Origin of the sequence: Paracoccus albus (assembly GCF_027913035.1) — a bacterium.
In the GTDB taxonomy this organism is placed as follows: Bacteria; Pseudomonadota; Alphaproteobacteria; order Rhodobacterales; family Rhodobacteraceae; genus Paracoccus; species Paracoccus albus.
The window spans coordinates 688,173-706,737 of the sequence record NZ_CP115775.1; the positions used below are offsets into that span (position 1 = coordinate 688,173).

Genomic DNA, 18,565 nt, shown 5'->3' on the forward strand with positions numbered 1-18,565 from the left:
GAGGCTGCTACTTTCATTCGTCCTTAGATAAGAAGAATATTTCCCGGGTATTTATACTGGCGCGATATGTGTCGATCCTGACAGCCTCAGGAGGGTCAGTTTTCGTCCATCGCCGCGCTGATTTTCGCGCTCGCCCCACTGAGATCGCCCAATTTTTCGCCTTTCTCGATCCGGCCACGGAACCGGCCGGCCCGCGCTTGCCGTTCCTTGGCTTCGGCCAGAACATCCGGCGCTTCATCTGCGGGCAGAACCAGAACGCCGCACGGGTCCATTAGGACAAGATCGCCGGGCAGAACCGGCACACCGCCGCAGGAGACAGGCACGTTGATCGCGCCGCCAAGATCGTTCAGGCGGGTGGTGATCGGCGAAATGCCGGTGCAGTAGACGGTCATCCCTTCCTCGATAATCTCGTCATGATCTGTGCAGGGGCCGTCCAATACCACAGCCACCGCGCCCGCGGTTTTGGCTGCAAACGCGACACCGCCGCCAAGGCAGGCATGACGCGTATCGCCAAGCCTGTCGATGACAAGAACATCACCCGGCCGCAGAAGCGAGATTGCATGGTGCAGCAGCGTTGAATCCGTCGCCGGAATCGCCACCGTGAAAGCAGTGCCTGCAACGAGTCCTTCGGGCTGCAAGATTGGACGCAGATCCTTACGCATAAAACCCCGATGCCTGAAGTGCCCGATGGTCGCGATCTCCACATCGCTGAACCCCGAAACCAGTTCCGGTTCTATCTGCGCAGGAACGGGTCCGATCTTGTATCTGTTCATGACATGGCCTCGCGCTGAGTTGGTATGTCCTGCCAATCGCGGCCGGGAACCGCCGAAAGCAGCTCTTTGGTGTAGTCCTTCTGCGGATTCTTGAAAAGCGCGGCGGGTGTATCCTCTTCAACGATTTCACCCTGACGCATGACCGCGATCCGATCGCATATGCGTGACGCAACGCGAAGATCGTGGGTGATGAACAACATGCCGAAGTTCAGCCGCTTCTGAATATCGGCCAGCAGATCAAGGATCTGCGCCTGCACGGATACATCAAGGGCAGACACGCTTTCATCCGCAATCAGCAGGTCGGGTTCGACAGCCAATGCGCGCGCGATGCAGATCCGCTGACGCTGGCCACCGCTGAATTCATGCGGAAAGCGATCCGCCGCGTTCCGGTCCAGCCCGACGGCTTCGATCAGGTCAAGCGCACGGGCGCGCGCATCGGTCCGGGACAGTCCGTGGATGATAGGACCTTCGGCAATAGCACTGCCCACGCTCTGGCGAGGGTCGAGCGCGGTATAGGGGTCCTGGAAGACGATCTGCACGCGTTGGCGCGCGTCGCGCAGGGCGCGTCCTTCCAGCCCGGTGAACGCGCCATTGTCGATGATGACATCACCTCGGTCAGGCTCGACCAGGCGAATGACGCATTGAGCAAGCGTGGATTTGCCGCTTCCGCTTTCGCCGACCAGGCCAAGCGTTTCGCCGCGATGGATCGTGACATCGACATTACGCAGCGCATCGACCTTGCGGGTCGTGCCGAACATTGTGCGGCTGCGATAGGTTTTGCCCAATCCAGCCGCTTTCAATACAGGCTCGCCCCCACTCGTTGGCGTCTGCTTGGGTGCAAGGCGCGGCACCGCCGCAATCAGCTTTTTCGTATAGTCGGCCTGCGGGTCTCGCAGGATTTGGTCTGTCGTCCCGAGTTCGACCAGCTCGCCCTGCCGCATGACGGCCACGCGGTCGGCAATCTCTGCCACGACACCGAAATCATGGGTAATAAACATGATGCCGGTGCCATGTTCCCGCCGAAGGTCCAGCATAAGTTGCAGGATCTTCGCCTGTGTCGTCACGTCAAGCGCAGTCGTCGGTTCATCGGCAATAAGCAGCGCCGGATCGAGTGCGAGCGCGGTGGCAATCATGACCCGCTGGCATTGCCCACCCGAAAGCTGGTGCGGATAGGCGCGCAGCATGGCTTCGGGATCAGGCAGGCGGACCTCATCAAACAGCTCGATCACGCGGCGCCGGATCTCCTTCTTACCCAGATCAGTGTGCAGGCGGAAGGTTTCCGCGACCTGATCGCCGACCCTGTAAATGGGGTTTAAGACCGCAGCCGGTTCCTGGAAGATCATCGACAGCCGACTTCCCGACAGGTCTCGGCGCAGACGAGGGGAGATGCGCAGCATGTCGTGCCCCTCAAAGGTGATCTGACCAGAAGGCCGCGGCAGGTTGCTTGGCAGCAGGCCCATCGTCGCAAGCGCTGTCAGGGACTTTCCCGATCCCGTTTCGCCGACAATACACAGGATCTCACCTTTGTTCAGCGTGAAGGAAAGGTCGTGGACGGCAAAGGGCCGGTCTGCTCCGGGCGGAAGCGGAACACTCAGATTCTGAACGTCGAGCAGGGGTTCAGCCATCACATCGCTCCGGGTTGTAGATTGCGTGGGTCGGATTTACGCAGTACCTCGACAACCCGGGCGCAGTGGCTGCACAGGTGATCTACGATGCGTTGACCCGCCTGTTCAGACGAAGGCCCGGCATCGCCGCCCAGCATTCCGTTTGGCGCGATTTCATGGGCATCCAGCGGCAGATTGACCTGAATGCCGTCAATCGTCACGCCCTGAACTCCTGCAGTCGGAAAGCCCATGACCCGCGCGGGCCGCGCAGGCAACGCAAGGTCCATGCGCATTTGTTCCGGGCGAAGATACATTGATACGGACGTTACCGGATCGCCGCCATGCCCGCGCGATTTGCGGGCGTCATCGCCGTGGATTTCTGTCCAGAGGCTTTCGGGGATCGAACGCCACAGATCGACAGAGGCGACACTTACCCCCAACCGCCGTTTTATATCCCGGCAGACCTCTTCAATCAGGCTTGCATTGGTCGAGTGCCCGTTAAGGATCAAAAGCCGGTCGATACGATGATCCAGAAACGACTCGATCATGTCGTTCAGAACGGCGCGGAACGTCGCCGCGCGCAATTGGATACCGCCGGCGAAGCCCCGAAAGAACTCGGCATAGCCGAAGGGAAGGCAAGGTGCTGCGATTGCGCCGGATTGTTCTGCGATGCGAAGCGCGATGGCCTCGGCTAGCTGATAGTCGCCCATGGGGGCATGGGGACCCTGTTCCTCATGACTGCCGAGGGGCAGCAGGATGACAGGCTCGTGCTTCAGACGGTCGCGAAATTCCGCGACCGTCATGTCTTTCAGCGCGTGTTTCGCGCCTTTGTTATCGTCACTCACGAGGGCAACGTCATGTATTCGCCGAACATGCGCATTTCCCCGTCCGGACGCGGGACGAACTCGATGTCCGAGCGATGCGCCCAGTTATAGACGCTTTTCCACAGATAAAAGCCGGGCGTGACATCCTGCCAAGCCTGCGAAAGCTTCAGATATGCGGCCTTGCGCGTTTCGAAATCGGTCGCCTGCTCGAACTCCCGACCGGCAGCAAGATATTCCTCGGTCGGGTCCCAGGTTTTCCAATGTGCCGTGGCACGGCTGGACGTTGGGCCCCAGTCCAGCCAAAGCGGCTGATAGGGATCGCCGGGAATGAAGTCGGTCGACATCGACATATTCATCATGTGGTAGGGGCGGGTATAGACCAGCTCGAAATTGTCCAGAACCTCTGCTACGACATTAACGCCGACTTGCCGCCATTGTTCGATCATGATCTCTGCGGCGGCTTCGTAATTCGGATAGAACTGCCGCGTGATGTGCCATTGCAGCGGCTGACCGTCATAGCCAGACTTTTCAATCAGCGCACGCGCAGCCTCTGGATCGTAAGGCAGCGGGTTCGGCATATCCGGATCGTAGAAATCGCCGTATTCAGGGAAGTTGAAAGGCACATCCGGGTGGAAGGTGGTGTCGCCGAAAAGCGCCTCGACAATGGCATTCATGTCGATGGCCTGAACCATGCCTTTACGCAGGTTCACATCCACCAGCGGATTATCCTCAGGGTCGGGACGAGTGTTGAAGGCAAAGGCGGGGTAGTTGCTGGCTAGCGCACGGGCAAGCGTGACATTGTCGTAGCTTTCCATCTGCGCTTCCTGATCGGTCGGGATATTCGCCATAAAGTCGAACTCGCCCGAAACGACGCCAGCCATGCGCGCGGCAAATTCCGGCACGATGCGCCAGATCAGCTTTGCCGCGGGCGGCGGCCCTTCCCAGTAGTCGTCAAATGCCTCCATCTCCAGCACCTCGCCAGAGCGGAACAGCGTAACCTTGTAGGGGCCGGTGCCAATGGGTGCCTGACCGAACGCATCCACACCCATGTCCAGATAGGCCTTTTTCGGCACGACAAAGCCGATATAGCCTGTCAATTTGCCGGGGATGTAGGGGTCTTCACGTTCTGTCTCGATCTCGACTGTCAGATCGTCAATCGCCTCAACCCGCGTGAAACCCGCCGCAAAGGTCTTGCCGCGCGGCTCAAACGGCTCGTCTCCCCACAGCCGTTCCGGGCCAAGCGTGAAGGCCACATCTTCGGCAGTCATCGTCTCGCCATTGTGGAATTTCACGCCTTCGCGCAGCTTGATGGTCCAGACCTTGCCGTCCTGCGTCCACTCCGTTGCCACGCCCGGCTTCAGAACCAGACCCTGCTCATCCGCGATATAGTCGCGCTCTACCAGATGCGAATAGATGTTGGGAAAGAAGCGCCGCGTCGTGGTCGAGATACCGTTGACGGTGTTGATATTCGCCCAAAGGTTATCGACAGCGATCGTCAGTGTCGGTCGCGTACCTTGCGCATGCGCCCATTTCTTCGGCAGCAGCAATGTCGCCGCCCCCGCGCCGAGTGAATAGGTTCCGAAATCTCTTCTGGTGATCATCTTGTAATCTCCTTGTTGCGATTTTCAGGTCGTTCGTTGTTTCAGCATCGGATCCAGCCGGTCGCGCAGGGCGTCACCCAGAACCGACATCGACAGCGTAATCAGAAAGATCAGCAGCCCCGGCCAGACCGATATCCACCACGCGGTCGACAGATAGTCGCGGCCATCGCCCAGAATTTGCCCGAGGCTGGTATTGGGTGGCTGGATGCCAAGGCCCAGGAAGGACAGCGATGTCTCCAGCAGGATGATCTGCGGGAAGGTCAGCGTGACCTGCACGATCAGGGCAGAGGCGATATTGGGAAGGATGTGGCGCAGATACAGGCGGTCAGGCCGTGCACCAAGTGCGACGATGGCGCGCGCATAAGGCTGCGCCCGCGCAGACAGCACGACACCGCGCGCAAGACGGGCATAGGTTTCCCAGCCGAACATCCCCATCAGGATGATGAACAACAGCATTGAATTACCGAAGAACGCCAGAAGCGTCAGGGCAATCAGGATGAAGGGCAAAGATGCCTGAAGGTCGACGACCATCATCAGCGCCTCTTCGACCCAGCCGCGGAAATGGGCGGCGATAAAACCGACAAGAGTCCCGAATATGGCGCCGATCAGCGTGCCAAGCAGCGCGACCGACAGGGACATGCGCAGCCCTGCAACCAGCCTTGCTACCATATCGCGACCGATACGGTCTGTGCCCAGTGGAAACTCTGCCTCGCCGCCCAGCCAGACAGGCGGTTTAAGCCGGCTTAGCAAGGCCTGATCAGTGACGGCATGGGGGGTGAAGATATTGCCGATTACGGCCACCCCAATCGCCAAAATCAGCACGACAGAGGCGCAAACGACGATGATATTCGATCCGTGTCTCATCGTGCCGCCTCGCGTATACGGGGATCAAGAAGACCGTAAAGCAGGTCGACGATCAGATTCGCGATGACCATTGTCGCGGCGATGACCAGCACCAGCCCCTGAACAACCGCCAGATCGCGCTGAGATACGGCGACCACCAGAAGTCGACCGATGCCCGGCCAGGCAAAGACGGTTTCAACCACAATGGCACCCGCCACCAGCTGACCAAGGTTCAGACCAACAACCGTCACGATGGGAATGGCGGCATTTGGAAAGGCATGAAGCATCACCCGTTTGCCGAATGGCACGCCCTTGGCCGCCGCCGCCCGCATGAAAGGCTTTTCCAGAACCTCCAGCATGGCAGAGCGGGTGAATCGAGCCAGCGAGCCTGCTGTAAAGGTCGCCAGCGTGATTGCAGGCATGACCAGATGCTGCCACGTGCCGATGCCCGACGACGGCAGGATCTGCCACGTCAGTGAAAACAGTAGGATCAGCAATATGCCAAGAAAGAAGTTGGGCAAAGCGAAACCGAAGACCGCGACCGTCATGATGGCCCGGTCGATCAGGCTGCCGCGCCGAAGTGCCGCGATGATGCCTGCGGGTATCCCGATCAGCGCGGCCAAGGCGAATGCTGCCAGCCCCAGTTGCAGTGTTGCTGGAAGCCGTTCGCCAATGATCTCGATCACCGGGCGGTGATCGCGTAGCGATGTGCCGAACTGCCCTGTGGCCATCTGACCGATGTAATTGACGTATTGCACGATCAATGGCTGATCCAGCCCCCATGCACGGCGGAACTGCTCAATCTCGGCGGGCATCGCATCGGCACCCAGCAGCGCCTGTACCGGGTCGCCGGAGGTGCGCAGCACGATGAATGTGAACGTCACGACCAGCCAAAGCGTCAGAATCGTGCGGAGAAATTTGATTAACCAAAAACGAAGCATCGTGGGGAAGGGTGCCTCTCTTGCATGGAATTGAAAGCGAACCACGCGAATCTATTAGAATCAATTCCCAAATATCGGATGATTTGATACGTTTTGCATATGAATACAGGTATCGACTTGAGACAGCTTCGCTATTTCGTCTGCCTCGCCGAAGAACTTCATTTCGGCAGGGCGGCAGAGCGTCTGGGGATCGCGCAGGCACCGCTGAGCCAACAGATTCGTGCGATGGAGGAACGCCTTGGCGTCACCCTGTTCCAACGCACCACGCGGCGGACGCGAATGACTTCAGCCGGTGAAACCCTGCTCAGCCACGCGCGAGAGTTGATTGACGGCATGGACCGGGCCGTCTCACACACCCGAGCCATGGCCGGTCAGTCGACCGGACGGCTTACGATTGCCGGGGTGAATATGGCGATGACCCATGTCATCCCCCCGATCCTGGCCGAATTTCGCAGCAAATGGCCGGCGGTCATCGTCGATATCGAACATCTCGGCACGTCAGAACAATTGCGGACGCTTGAGACCGGAGAGGTGAATATCGCCTTCATCCGTCCGACAGAGCAGGCGGCTTTCATGCAGGTCGAAACATTGCTTCGCGAAGGTTTCGTGGCCGCGCTGCCGAAGGGGCACCGGCTGGCAAGCAAGTCTGAAATCGCGTTGCGTGATATCGCGGATGAGCCGCTTGTCGGCTATGCGCCGATCCTCGGTGCGAATTACGCGATGCTGCTTCGCGACGCTTTCCGGCGAGAGGGGCTTACACCGCGTTTCGTCCAGGAATGCACGCATACGACATCGGTTGCAGCACAGGTGGCCTCGGGTCTGGGGCTGGCGGTCATGCCCTCATGGATTAGCAACATCCACTCGCCATATCTGGATTTCCGGCCGGTGCCGGAACTGCCCCGCGCCATTGAACTGGTTGTCGCGTGGCCAAAGGGAGAGACCTCGCCGCTGGTGCAGGACTTCATCAGCGTCACCCGTCAGGTCGCGGCGCGAATTGGCGAACAGAAAGGATTTGCTGTTCCCGACTGATCCTCAGACGAGGATGTCTATCTCATTCGGCATGCGCCCTTCGTGCACGGCAAGCATATTGTCCATCATTCGCTGAATGGACCTTGCAAACCCGGCCGAAGAGCCCGCGGCGACATGCGGCGTGAGGATGACACGATCAAGGTTCATCAGTGGATTGTCGGGCTGGATCGGTTCGATTGAAAACACATCGACACCCGCGCCGCGCAGCTTGCCCTGCTGTATCGCGTCGGCCAGATCCTGCTCGACCAAAACTCCGCCTCTTGCCGCGTTGACCAGAATGGCATCGGGCTTCATCAGCGCCAACTTGTCACGGTCAATCAGGTTGCGCGTGCTGTCGTTCAACTCGCAATTCAGCGTCACAACGTCCGCGGCTACCAGCATATCGTCAAGCAGCGCGTGGCTTGCGCCGGTTTCGGCCTCTTCCTCGGCGGAAAGCGGGGTGCGCTTGCTGTAAAGCACCCGGCAGCCGAACCCTTTCAGAAGCCGTGCCAGTGCCTTGCCGACATAGCCCATGCCGACAATGCCGACAGTCTGACCCGACAGTGTCGTGGCGGTCGGCGCAAGCTGCGCCTTCAGCCAGTCCCCGTTGTGGATACCAACATGGCCGCGAACGATATTGCGATTGACCGAAAGGATCAGGGCAAGCGTCGTTTCTGCCACCGCAATGGCGTTGGAACCTGTCAGCCGCATGACGCGCACGCCATGCTTTCGCGCCGCCTCAAGGTCAATGCCGTCATAACCGACGCCCCATTTGTGGATGCCCTTCAAGCCGGGCGTTGCCATCATCGCCCCGGTCACGGCGACGTCACTGGCAATAGCGAAATCTGCCCCTTCTATGGCTGCCATCTGTGTGTCGCTGTCGCGGGCGGTTGCGTTATCAAGTCGCCACCCCTCGGGCAGGTGGCTGCGCATGAGGTCCAGCCGCTGGCTGGTTGTCGGGTCCAGAAATACGACGCGGGTCATGCCTGCTCCTTCAATCGTCGGTCAAATCTTGAAACGCACGCCCGGTCGCGCAAGCCCGCCGCCCTGCGCCATGACAGTGCCATCGGCCCGCCAGCATGCGGCACCGGTCATCATGCCGTCATCCGAAAAGCCGATCGCATTCATGCCACCGCCAATCGTCTTGACCAGCCGGACGTCATGGCCCCTGTCGGTCAGAACATCCCGCATGGAAGCGTAGGCCGGTTCCAGCTCGACATGGTGCCCGTCGGTCCAGATACGGGGTGCCTCGACCGCCTGCTGAAGGCTCATCCCGTGGTCGATGATATTGCTGATGGCCTGCATGGCAGAGGGGAAGATCCGCACGGCACCGGGCAGCCCAAGCGCAAAGCACGGCCGTCCGTCACGCAAAGCGATCATTGGCGCCATAGAGGTTGGCACCCGTTTGCCCGGTGCGATGGACAGCGCATGTCCGGGATGAGGGTCATAGTTCAGCATGTAGTTGTTCGGGATGATCCCGGTCCCGGGCACCATATATCTGGCACCGAACAGGCCGTTGATGGTATGCGTTGCGCAGACGATATTCCCGTCGCGGTCTGCAACCGTCAGATGGGTGGTGTCACGGCTTTCATGCGCAGGCCGGGCAGGGGGCTGCGTACTGCCACCATTTCCGCGAATGCGCGACTGGCTGGATTGCGCATATTCCTTCGAGGTGTAGCGGGCCACGGGCACATCGACGAAATCCGGATCGCCAGAGGCTGCGCGACGGTCCTCAAACCCGATACGCATGACCTCTGCCAGCAAGTGAAGCAATTCGGCAGAGCCAAAGCCCATTGCAGCAATATCGTGCTGTTCCAGCAAGTTCAGCATCTGCACGATATGCACGCCGGATGATGCCGGCGGTGGCGGTCCGGCGATGGTATGGCCGCGATAGTCGCCGAAGATCGCCTCGCGCTCTATCGCGCGAAAGGCTGTCAGATCTTCCATGGTAAGGTGGCCGACAGCGCCGTTGCGTGCCTTCATGCTGTCGATCAGAGCCTGACCGAGTTCTCCGCCATGCAGGGCGGTATCGCCGTCGCGCTGAATGATGCGCAGACTGTCAGCATAATCCGCCATCGTCAGCCGCGTTCCGGGTGTCACGGGCTGCCCATTGGGCAGAAACAGCGCCGATATGACCGAATCGTTCCGAAGGTCCTGCTCATGCTCGCGCAGGGCGCCGTTCAGGTAATGGCTGACGGTAAAGCCACGCGACGCGGCCCTGATCGCAGGTTCGACAACGTCAGCGAAAGGCAGCTTGCCAAAGCGTTCATGCATCAGGCACCAGCCGCGCAGATTGCCCGGTACGGCAACTGCGGATGGTCCGATAGTGTTTCGAAGATCTGCGACCTCCATGTAGTTTGGGCCAGCGTCAGAGAGCGGGGCGAACATGTCGGGTCGCGCCATCTGGCCTGCGGTCGACATGGCGTCGATGACGACGTGATGGCCATCGGACAGCCGCAGATGCGAAATACCGCCGCCTGCGATGCCGACCATCATCGGCTCCACCACCGTCAGGGTGAACAATGCCGCCACTGCAGCGTCAATCGCGTTTCCACCGGCCGCCAGCATCTCATTCCCGGCGGCCGAACCGAGGGGTGAGTTGGTCACAACCACGCCAAGTGCACCAGAGGCTGGGCGCTTTTCACAGGTGAAGGGAAGGGTCTTGTCGTCGTAGGTCAACTTATCGGCCATGCAACATGTGGAACGGGCTGGTTCCTACAATAACCTCGCCCGTCATTCAGCTAAAGGCAAGAGGGTGCCCGGCAAGGCAATTCTGCGACTTTCAAATACTGGTCCTATCGGCGGTCCGCTTTACCCCCAGCAGGGAATCTGTGGTCGTCCCGCCCATATGGGGAAATAGCTGCGGGTCGTTTGCACAGATCTGCTTGCAGCCGCCATGACGCAGATTATCAGGTCCGGTCTGACAGGCAGCGAGACGCGGATCAGATTTTGTTTGTAGTGGGAAGCCTGTTCCTTACCGGCCCAGCCGTTGCGCCCCGCCTTTCTCTACAGCGTTGCCATTGCGGTATACCTGCGCACAAATATAGGGGTGCAGCGGTTCGGTACGCAGGCTGGCTTAAGGCTGCAATTCGAAATGTGCGAGTCCTATGGTTGTAAACCTGCCGCAACCAGATGACCACCGCCCGTGTCATGCAACATCAGCCGGTCCGGGCCATGTCCGAGCGGCCATACGGGGCTAGGGACTTCGGTTGTCATCCTTGCCGCCGATGGGCGCACAAAACTGGGGTCGGGAACCGGCACGGCCTCGATCAGCCGGCGGGTATAGGGGTGCTGCGGATTGCCGAATATCTGGGCGCGGCTGCCTGCCTCGACGATCTGGCCAAGATACATGACCGCAATCCGGTCGCTGATGTTTTCCACAACTGCCATATCATGGCTGATGAACAGATAGCTGATACCGAATTCGGCCTTCAACTCCGCCAGCAGGTCCAGCACCCGCGCCTGCACGGAAACATCCAGGGCAGAGACGCTTTCATCCGCGATGATCAGCTTTGGTTGCAGGGCGAGGGCGCGTGCGATGCAGATACGCTGGCGCTGCCCCCCGGAAAATTCGTGCGGGTAGCGCTCGATCTGATCGGCTGACAGCCCGACGCGGTCAAACAGGGTTCGTACGCGGTCGCGCCGTTCGGTCGGTGTGCCGATGCGGTGAATGGCAAGCGGCTCTGCCACCAGATCGCCAACTCGCTTGCGCGGGTTGAGCGCGGCTGCGGGGTCCTGAAAAACCATCTGAACGTCCCGACGCAGCGCGGCACTGGCGCTCAGCCCGTCTTGCGGGACGGTATGCCCCGCGACCGTGATTGAGCCCAGATGCGGGACAAGCCCGGTGATTGCGCGGGCGATGGTGGATTTTCCGCAGCCGGATTCGCCAACAAGTGAAAAGGTCTCTCCGGCGCGGATGTCGAAGCTGACATGTTCCACGGCATGAACGCGATGGGTTGTGCGCCCAAGCAGGCCGCCGTGGATGTCGTAGCGGACCTGCACATCCTTCAGTCGTGCGATTGGTTCCGCTTTGACCGGCACAGCGCCGCTGCCATCGCCCATGCGCGGTACGGCAGCCAGCAGGGAACTTGTATAGGCTTGGGCTGGTGCTTCGAATATCCGCGCGACTGGCGCGGTTTCAACCATCCGGCTCGATTGCATGACGATGACGCTGTCTGCCATTTCCGCGACGACGCCCATATCATGCGTAATCAGAATGACCGCCGTGCCTGTGTCGCGTTGCAGGTCGCGCAAAAGATCCAGAACCTCACGCTGAACCGTGACATCAAGCGCCGTGGTCGGCTCATCCGCAATCAGCACATCGGGCTTTAGTGCCAGAGCCATTGCAATCATGACGCGCTGCCGCATCCCGCCAGAAAGTTCGTGCGGGTATTGCCGCATCCGCTGTTCGGGTTGAGAAAGCCGTACCGCTTTCAGCGCCGCAAGCCCCTGCGCCTTGGCGTCGGCTGTCGGATCGTGAGTGCGGATTGCCTCGGCCAACTGGGTTCCGATGGTCAGAACCGGGTTCAGGCTCGTCATCGGTTCCTGAAAAATCATAGCGATGCGGGCACCGCGAATGTCACGCATTTTACGCTCGGGCAGGGTGGTCAGCTCCTGCCCGTTCAGTCGGACAGAGCCGGATGCGATCTTTACCCCCGTTGGCAGCAAGCCCATCACCGCAAGTGAGGTGATCGACTTGCCGGACCCGGATTCGCCCGCGATGCACAGCGTTTGGCCGCGCGACAACGTGAAGGACAGGTCCGAAACCAGCGATTTAGGGCCCGCTTGCGTGTCGACTGCGACGGTCAGGTCGCGAACGGAAAGCACCGGATCGGTCATTCAAAGACCGCGCGTGGGAAGTAGAAACTGACCACCCAGTTCGGCATGTCCACGATTTCCGAAATCCGCAGATCGCCGCAGGTCGAGACCAGCATATAGGCATCAACAGCCGACATGCCACGTGTCGCACACAGGTGATCGACCATGCCCGCCACCGCATCGCGTGCGCCGCTCATCAGGTCCGGGCCGATCCCGGTCGTGACCTCATATCCTTTGGCGTCCAGGTGCCGCGTCACCGGGCCGGTCGTGGTGAAGCGCGGCATCTTCAGGTTGGCGCCCTTGACCAGATCGAATTTCAGCGCGACATCCATCGGGCTTTCGATGGCGGTGCCGCAGACCTCTCCGTCGCCCTGCGCGGCATGTGTGTCGCCGACGCTGAACAGCGCACCCGCGACCTCGACCGGCAGGTAAAGCTCTGTCCCTTCAGCCAGATCGCGGATGTCCAGATTTCCGCCGACACGGCGCGGCGGCACGATGGAGTGTGATCCGGGTTCGGCCAAAGCGCAGCCGATGGTCCCGGCGAAGGGCTTCAACGGCACGCGGCCTTCCTTACCGAACAGCGCCGGTTCCTTTGTCCCCGCGTCATATTTCCAGATCGTCAGCGCCGGATCGGTGAACTGATCGGCCAGCAAGCCGAAACCGGGAATGTTGGCCGTCCAGCCCCATGCAGAACCCTCTGCCTCTGTCGGGAAGAACTGCTGAATGGTTATTTTCAGCGCGTCACCGGGTTCGGCCCCTTCGATCCAGATCGGGCCGGTCACAGGGTTGATCTTGCCGAAATCGAGCGCCCCGAGGTCCTCGACGGTAGAGGACGGGCCAAGCTGGCCCGCCGATGAATCCATGCATTCGAAATAGACCGATTGGCCCGGCTCCACCCGCTGCACCGGTGCAATCGCGTTGTCCCAGCCGAAGTGATGCTGCGCACCGTGGATCGTGTAGTTACAGTTGCCGCACATCTTATTCACTCACATAGACATAGTCGTAATTGACGGGAATAGAGACCGGATCGACGTAAAGCGCGTCGTAACCGCCCATCCGCTCGGACTTCATGGTGAAGCGCTGTTCGTTGAAGACAGGTGCCCAGGGTGCATCTTCCATGACACGCATATAGACATCCGACCAGGCCTGAAGGCGGGCCTCCGACTGATCCTCGCCTGCCATCGAATCCGCCTCGGTCGCGGCGGCGTCCAGCTCTTGGTTACAGTATTTCGACCAGTTCCAGCCACCAGGTTCCGCGCCCGCGCAGCCAAGGATCGGTCCATAGAAATTCGACGGGTCCGGGAAGTCGGCAATCCAGGCCATCCCGCCAGACCAGATCATCGGTGCGCTGCCATTGCCGCCCGCCTCGATCACATTGGCCTGAGCCAGCGAACGGATCTCCGCATTGATGCCGATCTGCGAAAGATCCTGCTGGATCGCTTGGGCAATGCGTGGGTTGGGATCGGTGTTCATGACGTAAAGTTCGGTATCCACCCCATCCGCATAACCCGCATCGGCCATCAATTGCCTGGCGGCTTCGATATCGCCATCGATGCCGGCATAGCCTTCGGTATAGCCCGGCATCGACGGGGGCAGCGGCTGGGTGGCGGGCACCGCGCGATTGTTAATCATCTGCACGATACGATCTTTGTTCAGCGCCATATTCACGGCGCGACGAACCTCTACCTTGTCGAAGGGCGGGGTTTCGACATTCATGGTGATATAGCCGGTGTGAAGCTGCCCGCCTTCGACAACGCGGGCGGCCTGATCTGGATCGCTCATCACCTCTTCGAATTTGGCGGGCGGGATGCCGTCGCCGGGGACGTCAACCTCGCCATTCTGCAGGCGCAGCAGGGCCACGACAGGTTCCTGCCCGATTTCGAAGGTGATGCTGTCCAGATAGGGCAGCCCGTCGCGCCAGTAATCGGCGTTCTTTTCCAGAACGACCCGCTGGCCAACCGTCCACTCGCCCAGCTTGAACGCGCCGGTCCCGACCGGGTTCTTGCCGAAGTCGGCACCGGCTTCGTCCACAGCCTCTTTCGGCACCACTGAGGCGAAGTTCAGCGCCATCAGGTGAAGGAAGGTCGCGTCCGGACGGCTGAGCTCGATCTGAACGGTCTGCGGGTCGATTACGGTCACACCGGCAAGCCCTTCGGCCTCTCCCGCGGCTGCTTCATCATAACCGCTGATTGAGCCAAAGAAGCCCGCGCCCGGTGACATCGTTTCCGGGTCGGTCACCCGGTCGAGCGAATATTTCACATCCTCCGCCGTCATCTCGCGCCCATTGTGGAACTTCACACCGGGGCGCAGCTTGAATGTATAGGTCAGCCCGTCCTCGGACATCTCATAGCTTTCGGCAAGGCCGGGGCGCAGATTCGTCGTGCCAGGTTCGTAATCCATCAGCCCGTCGAAGATCGACTTTATCATCGACCAGTTCTGCCAGTCATAGCCGATGGCCGGGTCCAGCGTCGCCACATCGTCCTTGTAGGTGATGATGATGCTGCCGCCAGGCGTCGCGTTTGGATCAAGCGTTTCCTGCGCTGCGACCGGTAGCGCCATTGCGGCGACGAGCGCTGTCGAGATCATAAGTTTTTTCATTTATCCTCTCCTGTTGTTACCGCAGCTTGATGCGCGGATCTATGAATGGGGTGATGAGATCGGCCAGCAGGTTGCCCAGTACGATGGCCACGGCCGAGGTGATGGTGACGCCCATGATGATCGGGATGTCGACCCGCTGGATCGCCTGCCAGGCAAGCTGACCGATGCCTGGCCAGCCAAAGACGCTTTCGACGACGACGACACCGCCCATGAAGATGCCTATATCCATGCCGATCATGGCGATAACAGGCAGGATCGCATTGGGCAGGGCATGGCGCAGGACGACGCGGGCGCGGCCAAGGCCCTTGGCGCGGGCGGTGCGAATGTAATCGGCGCGAAGCACGTCCAGCATGGAGGACCGCATCATCCGGCTGTACCAGCCCGCGCCCATGATCCCCATGGTGACAGAGGGGAGCACCAAATGCGAAAGCGTTCCGTAGCCGCCGATCGGGAACCAGCCCAGCTTGACCGCAAAGACGTAAAGCAGCAGCAGCGCGACCACAAACTGCGGCGCGGAAACGGCGGTAAAGCTGACCACCATGAGCGAGGTGTCCAGCGGTTTCCCCCGGTTCAGCGCGGCCACCACGCCAAGGGTAAGACCGATCAGCAGTTCGGCCAAAATGGCACCCAGCATCAGTTGCAGAGTCGCGGGCAGGCGGGCGGCGATCAGGCTCGCGACCTCTGACCTTTGCAGATAACTGCGACCCATATCGCCATGCAGCAGACCCCACAGGTAATTGCCATATTGCACCCAGACCGGCTGATCGAGGCCAAGCTGGCGGCGGATGTTCTCTACCACCTCGGGCGTGGCAGAGCGTCCGGCGATCTGACGCACCGGATCGGCAGGCAGGATATAAAGCAGCAGAAAGGTGATCACGCTGACGCCCAGCAGGATCAGCGCGGACTGAAAAAGGCGCCGGATCAGATAAGCTGCCATCAGCGCCGCCCCCTTTGCGTCGGGTCGAGGACTTCGCGAAGTGCATCGCCGACCAGATTGAAGGCAAGTGCCAGCAGCAGAATCGCGGCGCCGGGTATAAAGACCAGCCAGGGCGCTGATTGAAAATAGGTCTGGTTCTCGAAGATGATATTTCCCCAACTTGGTGTCGGTGGCTGAACACCCACACCCAGATAGGACAGCGTCGCTTCCAGCAGCACGGTGGTTGAAATCCCCAGCGTTGCCCAGACGATGATCGTCGGCCACAGATGCGGCAGCAGATGGTGCCACAAGATGCGTGCACCCGATGCGCCCAAGGTGCGCTCTGCCGCGATAAAGTCGCGTTCGGTAAGAGCGGTTGTTTCGGTGTAAACGACGCGGGCGGTCTGAACCCAGTTCACCATCGCGATGACAAGCGCCACGATCCAAAGCGAAGGCCGGAAGATCGCGGCAAGGCAAATCGCCAGCAGCAGGGCAGGGAACGCCATCATGAGATCGGTGAAGCGCATCAGTACCGTGCCGACCCATCCACGCACCCATCCCGCCGTAAGCCCGACCACGGTGCCAAGCCCAACCGCAATTCCGTTTGCGATGATCCCGATAATCAGCGAGGTCCGCGCCCCATAAAGCAGTCGCGAAAACAAGTCGCGGCCCAGCAGATCAGTCCCCATCAGCCACGGTCCGCCCGGCGGCATCGGCGCGCCTTCCAGCGTCAGCCCGTCGAAATTCTGCTGATCCGGCGGATAGCTTGCGAGCCACGGTGCCGCGATGGCCGCACCGACGATCACAAGGATCAGCAGCAGCCCCAGTACAGCAAGCGGCCGGCGCAGCAGCCTTGCGAATGCGCCGCGTTCGACCGGTGGCGCAAATGGGGCGGGAGTCATCGGCGTGGTGGTATCAGTCATGAACCGCTTCCGTTGCTTTTGGGGTGGTCATGGCGGGCGATGATCCGCGCCGCCGCGGCCTCGAAGCTTTCCCGGCGGTCGGTTGCCATGCGGCGCAGGCTGGCAAATGCGACCTCGTCGCTCATACCCTGCGCCATCAGGGCCATGACGGCACGCACGACGGTTTCGCGGGCAGACAGCCGTTCCCTCAACTCTTCAATCCTGCTGGCAGAGCGGTGATGAGCCTCGAACGCGGCACGGGCGATCAGCAGCGCCGAATAGACCCCATTATCACCGACCGGCTTCAACAATTGCGCATGGGCGCCATGCGACAGCGACCATTCGATCCGGCCAGGCGCTTCCGAGCCGATCAACGCGATCATGGGCATCGGACTTTCCCCCGGCTTCCATGCAAACTGCGTGTCAAAACCCATATCGACGTCGAAAAACAGAAAATCGACGGAAAGGTCCGGTGGCAGTTCTGGCCAGTGGGATTCGACGGAAAGGCCAATCGCGCGAAGCTGCCTTTCAATGGCCGAGACATTGCCGTGGGGGCGGTGCAGGATGGCGGCCCTTGCCCCTGCCAGATCAAGAATGCGGACGCGCCCGCTCATGTCACGATCCGAAGGCTGGGCCGACGATGATGTCGCTCTGGTCGGGTCAGATAGGGGTCGCCGGGTCTGGCGGGCAAGCTTTGCTGAACAACGAAACGACCGCCTTCCGCCTTGGCAATCAGTGCGGGCAGTGCCGTGTGATGTGTTTGTGCGTCTATCGGCCCCGCGCCGTTATCCAGTGCCAGAAGGTCGGCAAGCGGCAGGTTTTCACCGCCCGGATGCGCGTGGAAAAGGCGGGCCATTTCCATGGTCGAGGCATAGGCCGCTGCCTCATGTGAATTGGCAAAATCGAGACCCGGTGCATGGAAATAGGGCCCTGCTGCGATCAAACCATCGGCGGCCTCGCCCATCAGGGGTAATTCGCATTCGGTCAGATTGCACGACAGGATCGGCAGGCCCGGCATACGCGCCTTCAGCGCCTTGACGAATGAATATTGCGACGGCCCGATCAGAGAGTTCATGATGAAGTCAGGCCGGATCTCGATGATCTCATCGACCATGTCCTCGACGCCCGTCTCACCAAGCGAAAGATGCCGCTCGCCGGTGATTTCGCCGCCGGACGTCGTGACAACCTCTCTGGCCAGCCGGTTGATCTCCCATCCCCAGATATAGTTTGACGCGACAAGGTGCATCCTTTTGCCGAAGCGCGGCATGGCCCAGTCCAGCAAAGGCAGCAAATGCTGGTTCGGACAGGCGTGCATGTAGACGACATGATCCGATGCCTCGAACCCTTCATAGGGGACTGCATACCAAAGCGTCGCGTCGGCGCGTTCCAGCACCGGCAGAACTTCCTTACGGCTCCACGATGTGACACAACCAAGGATGTGTCGCGCAGTGCTGTCTTTCAGGATGCTTTTGCATTGTGGAGCATATAGGTCGATCTGACCTTCCGGGTCACGCACGACCGGGGAAAGTTCGATAGCGAATGCGGGATCCTCATTCACTTTGCGTATCGCGTTCATTGCGCCGGTGAAACTGGCATTCGAAATTGCCGCGTAGCCGCCTGTGCGGGACAGCAGAATACCGATTTCGATCCGTCGTTTCATGTAACCTCCCCTACGGCAAACGAAAAAGGCCCCACTCCGCCGAAGGCGGATGAGGGGCCCTGATGCCGTTCGCGTCA

Annotated in this window: 16 protein-coding genes; 1 reads left to right on the forward strand and 15 read right to left on the reverse strand. The window is 60.4% G+C overall.

Translation table 11 applies throughout. From position 1 onward, the window contains the following. Positions 1 to 95 precede the first annotated feature (95 nt). The 6 genes from PAF20_RS03460 to PAF20_RS03485 are packed head-to-tail and all read right to left on the reverse strand — an operon-like array spanning position 96 to position 6,586. Positions 96 to 773 (reverse strand): RraA family protein, encoded by a 678-nt coding sequence (locus PAF20_RS03460; protein ID WP_271072353.1) that lies wholly within the window; start codon positions 771 to 773, stop codon positions 96 to 98. Beyond that, a complete protein-coding gene (locus PAF20_RS03465) occupies positions 770 to 2,398 on the reverse strand; it encodes an ABC transporter ATP-binding protein (protein WP_271072354.1) in 1,629 nt (542 codons plus the stop codon). The genes PAF20_RS03460 and PAF20_RS03465 overlap by 4 nt, the downstream gene beginning before the upstream one ends. Continuing rightward, complete coding sequence (locus PAF20_RS03470; RefSeq protein WP_271072355.1) at positions 2,398 to 3,222, reverse strand: creatininase family protein; 825 nt, start codon at positions 3,220 to 3,222, stop codon at positions 2,398 to 2,400. Before PAF20_RS03470 ends, PAF20_RS03465 begins: the two co-directional genes overlap by 1 nt. Continuing rightward, a complete protein-coding gene (locus tag PAF20_RS03475; RefSeq protein ID WP_271072356.1) occupies positions 3,219 to 4,802 on the reverse strand; it encodes an ABC transporter substrate-binding protein in 1,584 nt (527 codons plus the stop codon). Before PAF20_RS03475 ends, PAF20_RS03470 begins: the two co-directional genes overlap by 4 nt. A 24-nt stretch (positions 4,803 to 4,826) precedes the next feature. Next, positions 4,827 to 5,666, reverse strand: a complete 840-nt coding sequence (locus PAF20_RS03480; RefSeq protein ID WP_271072357.1) for an ABC transporter permease — start codon at positions 5,664 to 5,666, stop codon at positions 4,827 to 4,829. Beyond that, positions 5,663 to 6,586 carry an ABC transporter permease gene (locus tag PAF20_RS03485; protein ID WP_271072358.1) on the reverse strand — a complete coding sequence of 308 codons (924 nt, stop codon included), beginning with the start codon at positions 6,584 to 6,586 and terminating at the stop codon, positions 5,663 to 5,665. The genes PAF20_RS03480 and PAF20_RS03485 overlap by 4 nt, the downstream gene beginning before the upstream one ends. Positions 6,587 to 6,685: 99 nt before the next feature. Here PAF20_RS03485 and PAF20_RS03490 point away from each other — a divergent pair, with 99 nt between their 5' ends. After that, a complete protein-coding gene (locus tag PAF20_RS03490; RefSeq protein WP_271072359.1) occupies positions 6,686 to 7,615 on the forward strand; it encodes a LysR substrate-binding domain-containing protein in 930 nt (309 codons plus the stop codon). A gap of 3 nt (positions 7,616 to 7,618) precedes the next feature. Here PAF20_RS03490 and PAF20_RS03495 read toward each other — a convergent pair whose 3' ends face one another. From PAF20_RS03495 to PAF20_RS03535, 9 genes are all read right to left on the reverse strand, one after another. Next, positions 7,619 to 8,578 (reverse strand): 2-hydroxyacid dehydrogenase, encoded by a 960-nt coding sequence (locus PAF20_RS03495; protein WP_271072360.1) that lies wholly within the window; start codon positions 8,576 to 8,578, stop codon positions 7,619 to 7,621. Positions 8,579 to 8,599: 21 nt separating this feature from the next. Next, positions 8,600 to 10,285, reverse strand: coding sequence for a gamma-glutamyltransferase (gene ggt / locus PAF20_RS03500; protein ID WP_271072361.1), 1,686 nt, complete (start codon positions 10,283 to 10,285; stop codon positions 8,600 to 8,602). A 414-nt stretch (positions 10,286 to 10,699) separates the two neighbouring features. Next, positions 10,700 to 12,433, reverse strand: a complete 1,734-nt coding sequence (locus tag PAF20_RS03505) for an ABC transporter ATP-binding protein (RefSeq protein WP_271072362.1) — start codon at positions 12,431 to 12,433, stop codon at positions 10,700 to 10,702. Continuing rightward, the gene (locus tag PAF20_RS03510; RefSeq protein WP_271073243.1) at positions 12,430 to 13,389 is read right to left on the reverse strand and encodes an acetamidase/formamidase family protein; all 960 of its coding nucleotides are present in this window, start codon (positions 13,387 to 13,389) and stop codon (positions 12,430 to 12,432) included. The genes PAF20_RS03505 and PAF20_RS03510 overlap by 4 nt, the downstream gene beginning before the upstream one ends. A gap of 1 nt (position 13,390) precedes the next feature. Next, positions 13,391 to 15,010: an ABC transporter substrate-binding protein gene (locus PAF20_RS03515; protein WP_271072363.1), complete on the reverse strand. Its 1,620-nt coding sequence runs from the start codon at positions 15,008 to 15,010 to the stop codon at positions 13,391 to 13,393. A gap of 16 nt (positions 15,011 to 15,026) precedes the next feature. Beyond that, positions 15,027 to 15,947 carry an ABC transporter permease gene (locus PAF20_RS03520; RefSeq protein WP_271072364.1) on the reverse strand — a complete coding sequence of 307 codons (921 nt, stop codon included), beginning with the start codon at positions 15,945 to 15,947 and terminating at the stop codon, positions 15,027 to 15,029. Next, on the reverse strand, positions 15,947 to 16,849 hold the full coding sequence (locus tag PAF20_RS03525) for an ABC transporter permease (protein ID WP_434802937.1): 903 nt from the start codon (positions 16,847 to 16,849) through the stop codon (positions 15,947 to 15,949). Before PAF20_RS03525 ends, PAF20_RS03520 begins: the two co-directional genes overlap by 1 nt. Then, positions 16,846 to 17,442 (reverse strand): ANTAR domain-containing response regulator, encoded by a 597-nt coding sequence (locus PAF20_RS03530; RefSeq protein ID WP_271072365.1) that lies wholly within the window; start codon positions 17,440 to 17,442, stop codon positions 16,846 to 16,848. The genes PAF20_RS03525 and PAF20_RS03530 overlap by 4 nt, the downstream gene beginning before the upstream one ends. Further along, positions 17,439 to 18,488 carry a transporter substrate-binding protein gene (locus PAF20_RS03535; protein ID WP_271072366.1) on the reverse strand — a complete coding sequence of 350 codons (1,050 nt, stop codon included), beginning with the start codon at positions 18,486 to 18,488 and terminating at the stop codon, positions 17,439 to 17,441. Before PAF20_RS03535 ends, PAF20_RS03530 begins: the two co-directional genes overlap by 4 nt. Positions 18,489 to 18,565: the final 77 nt, after the last annotated feature.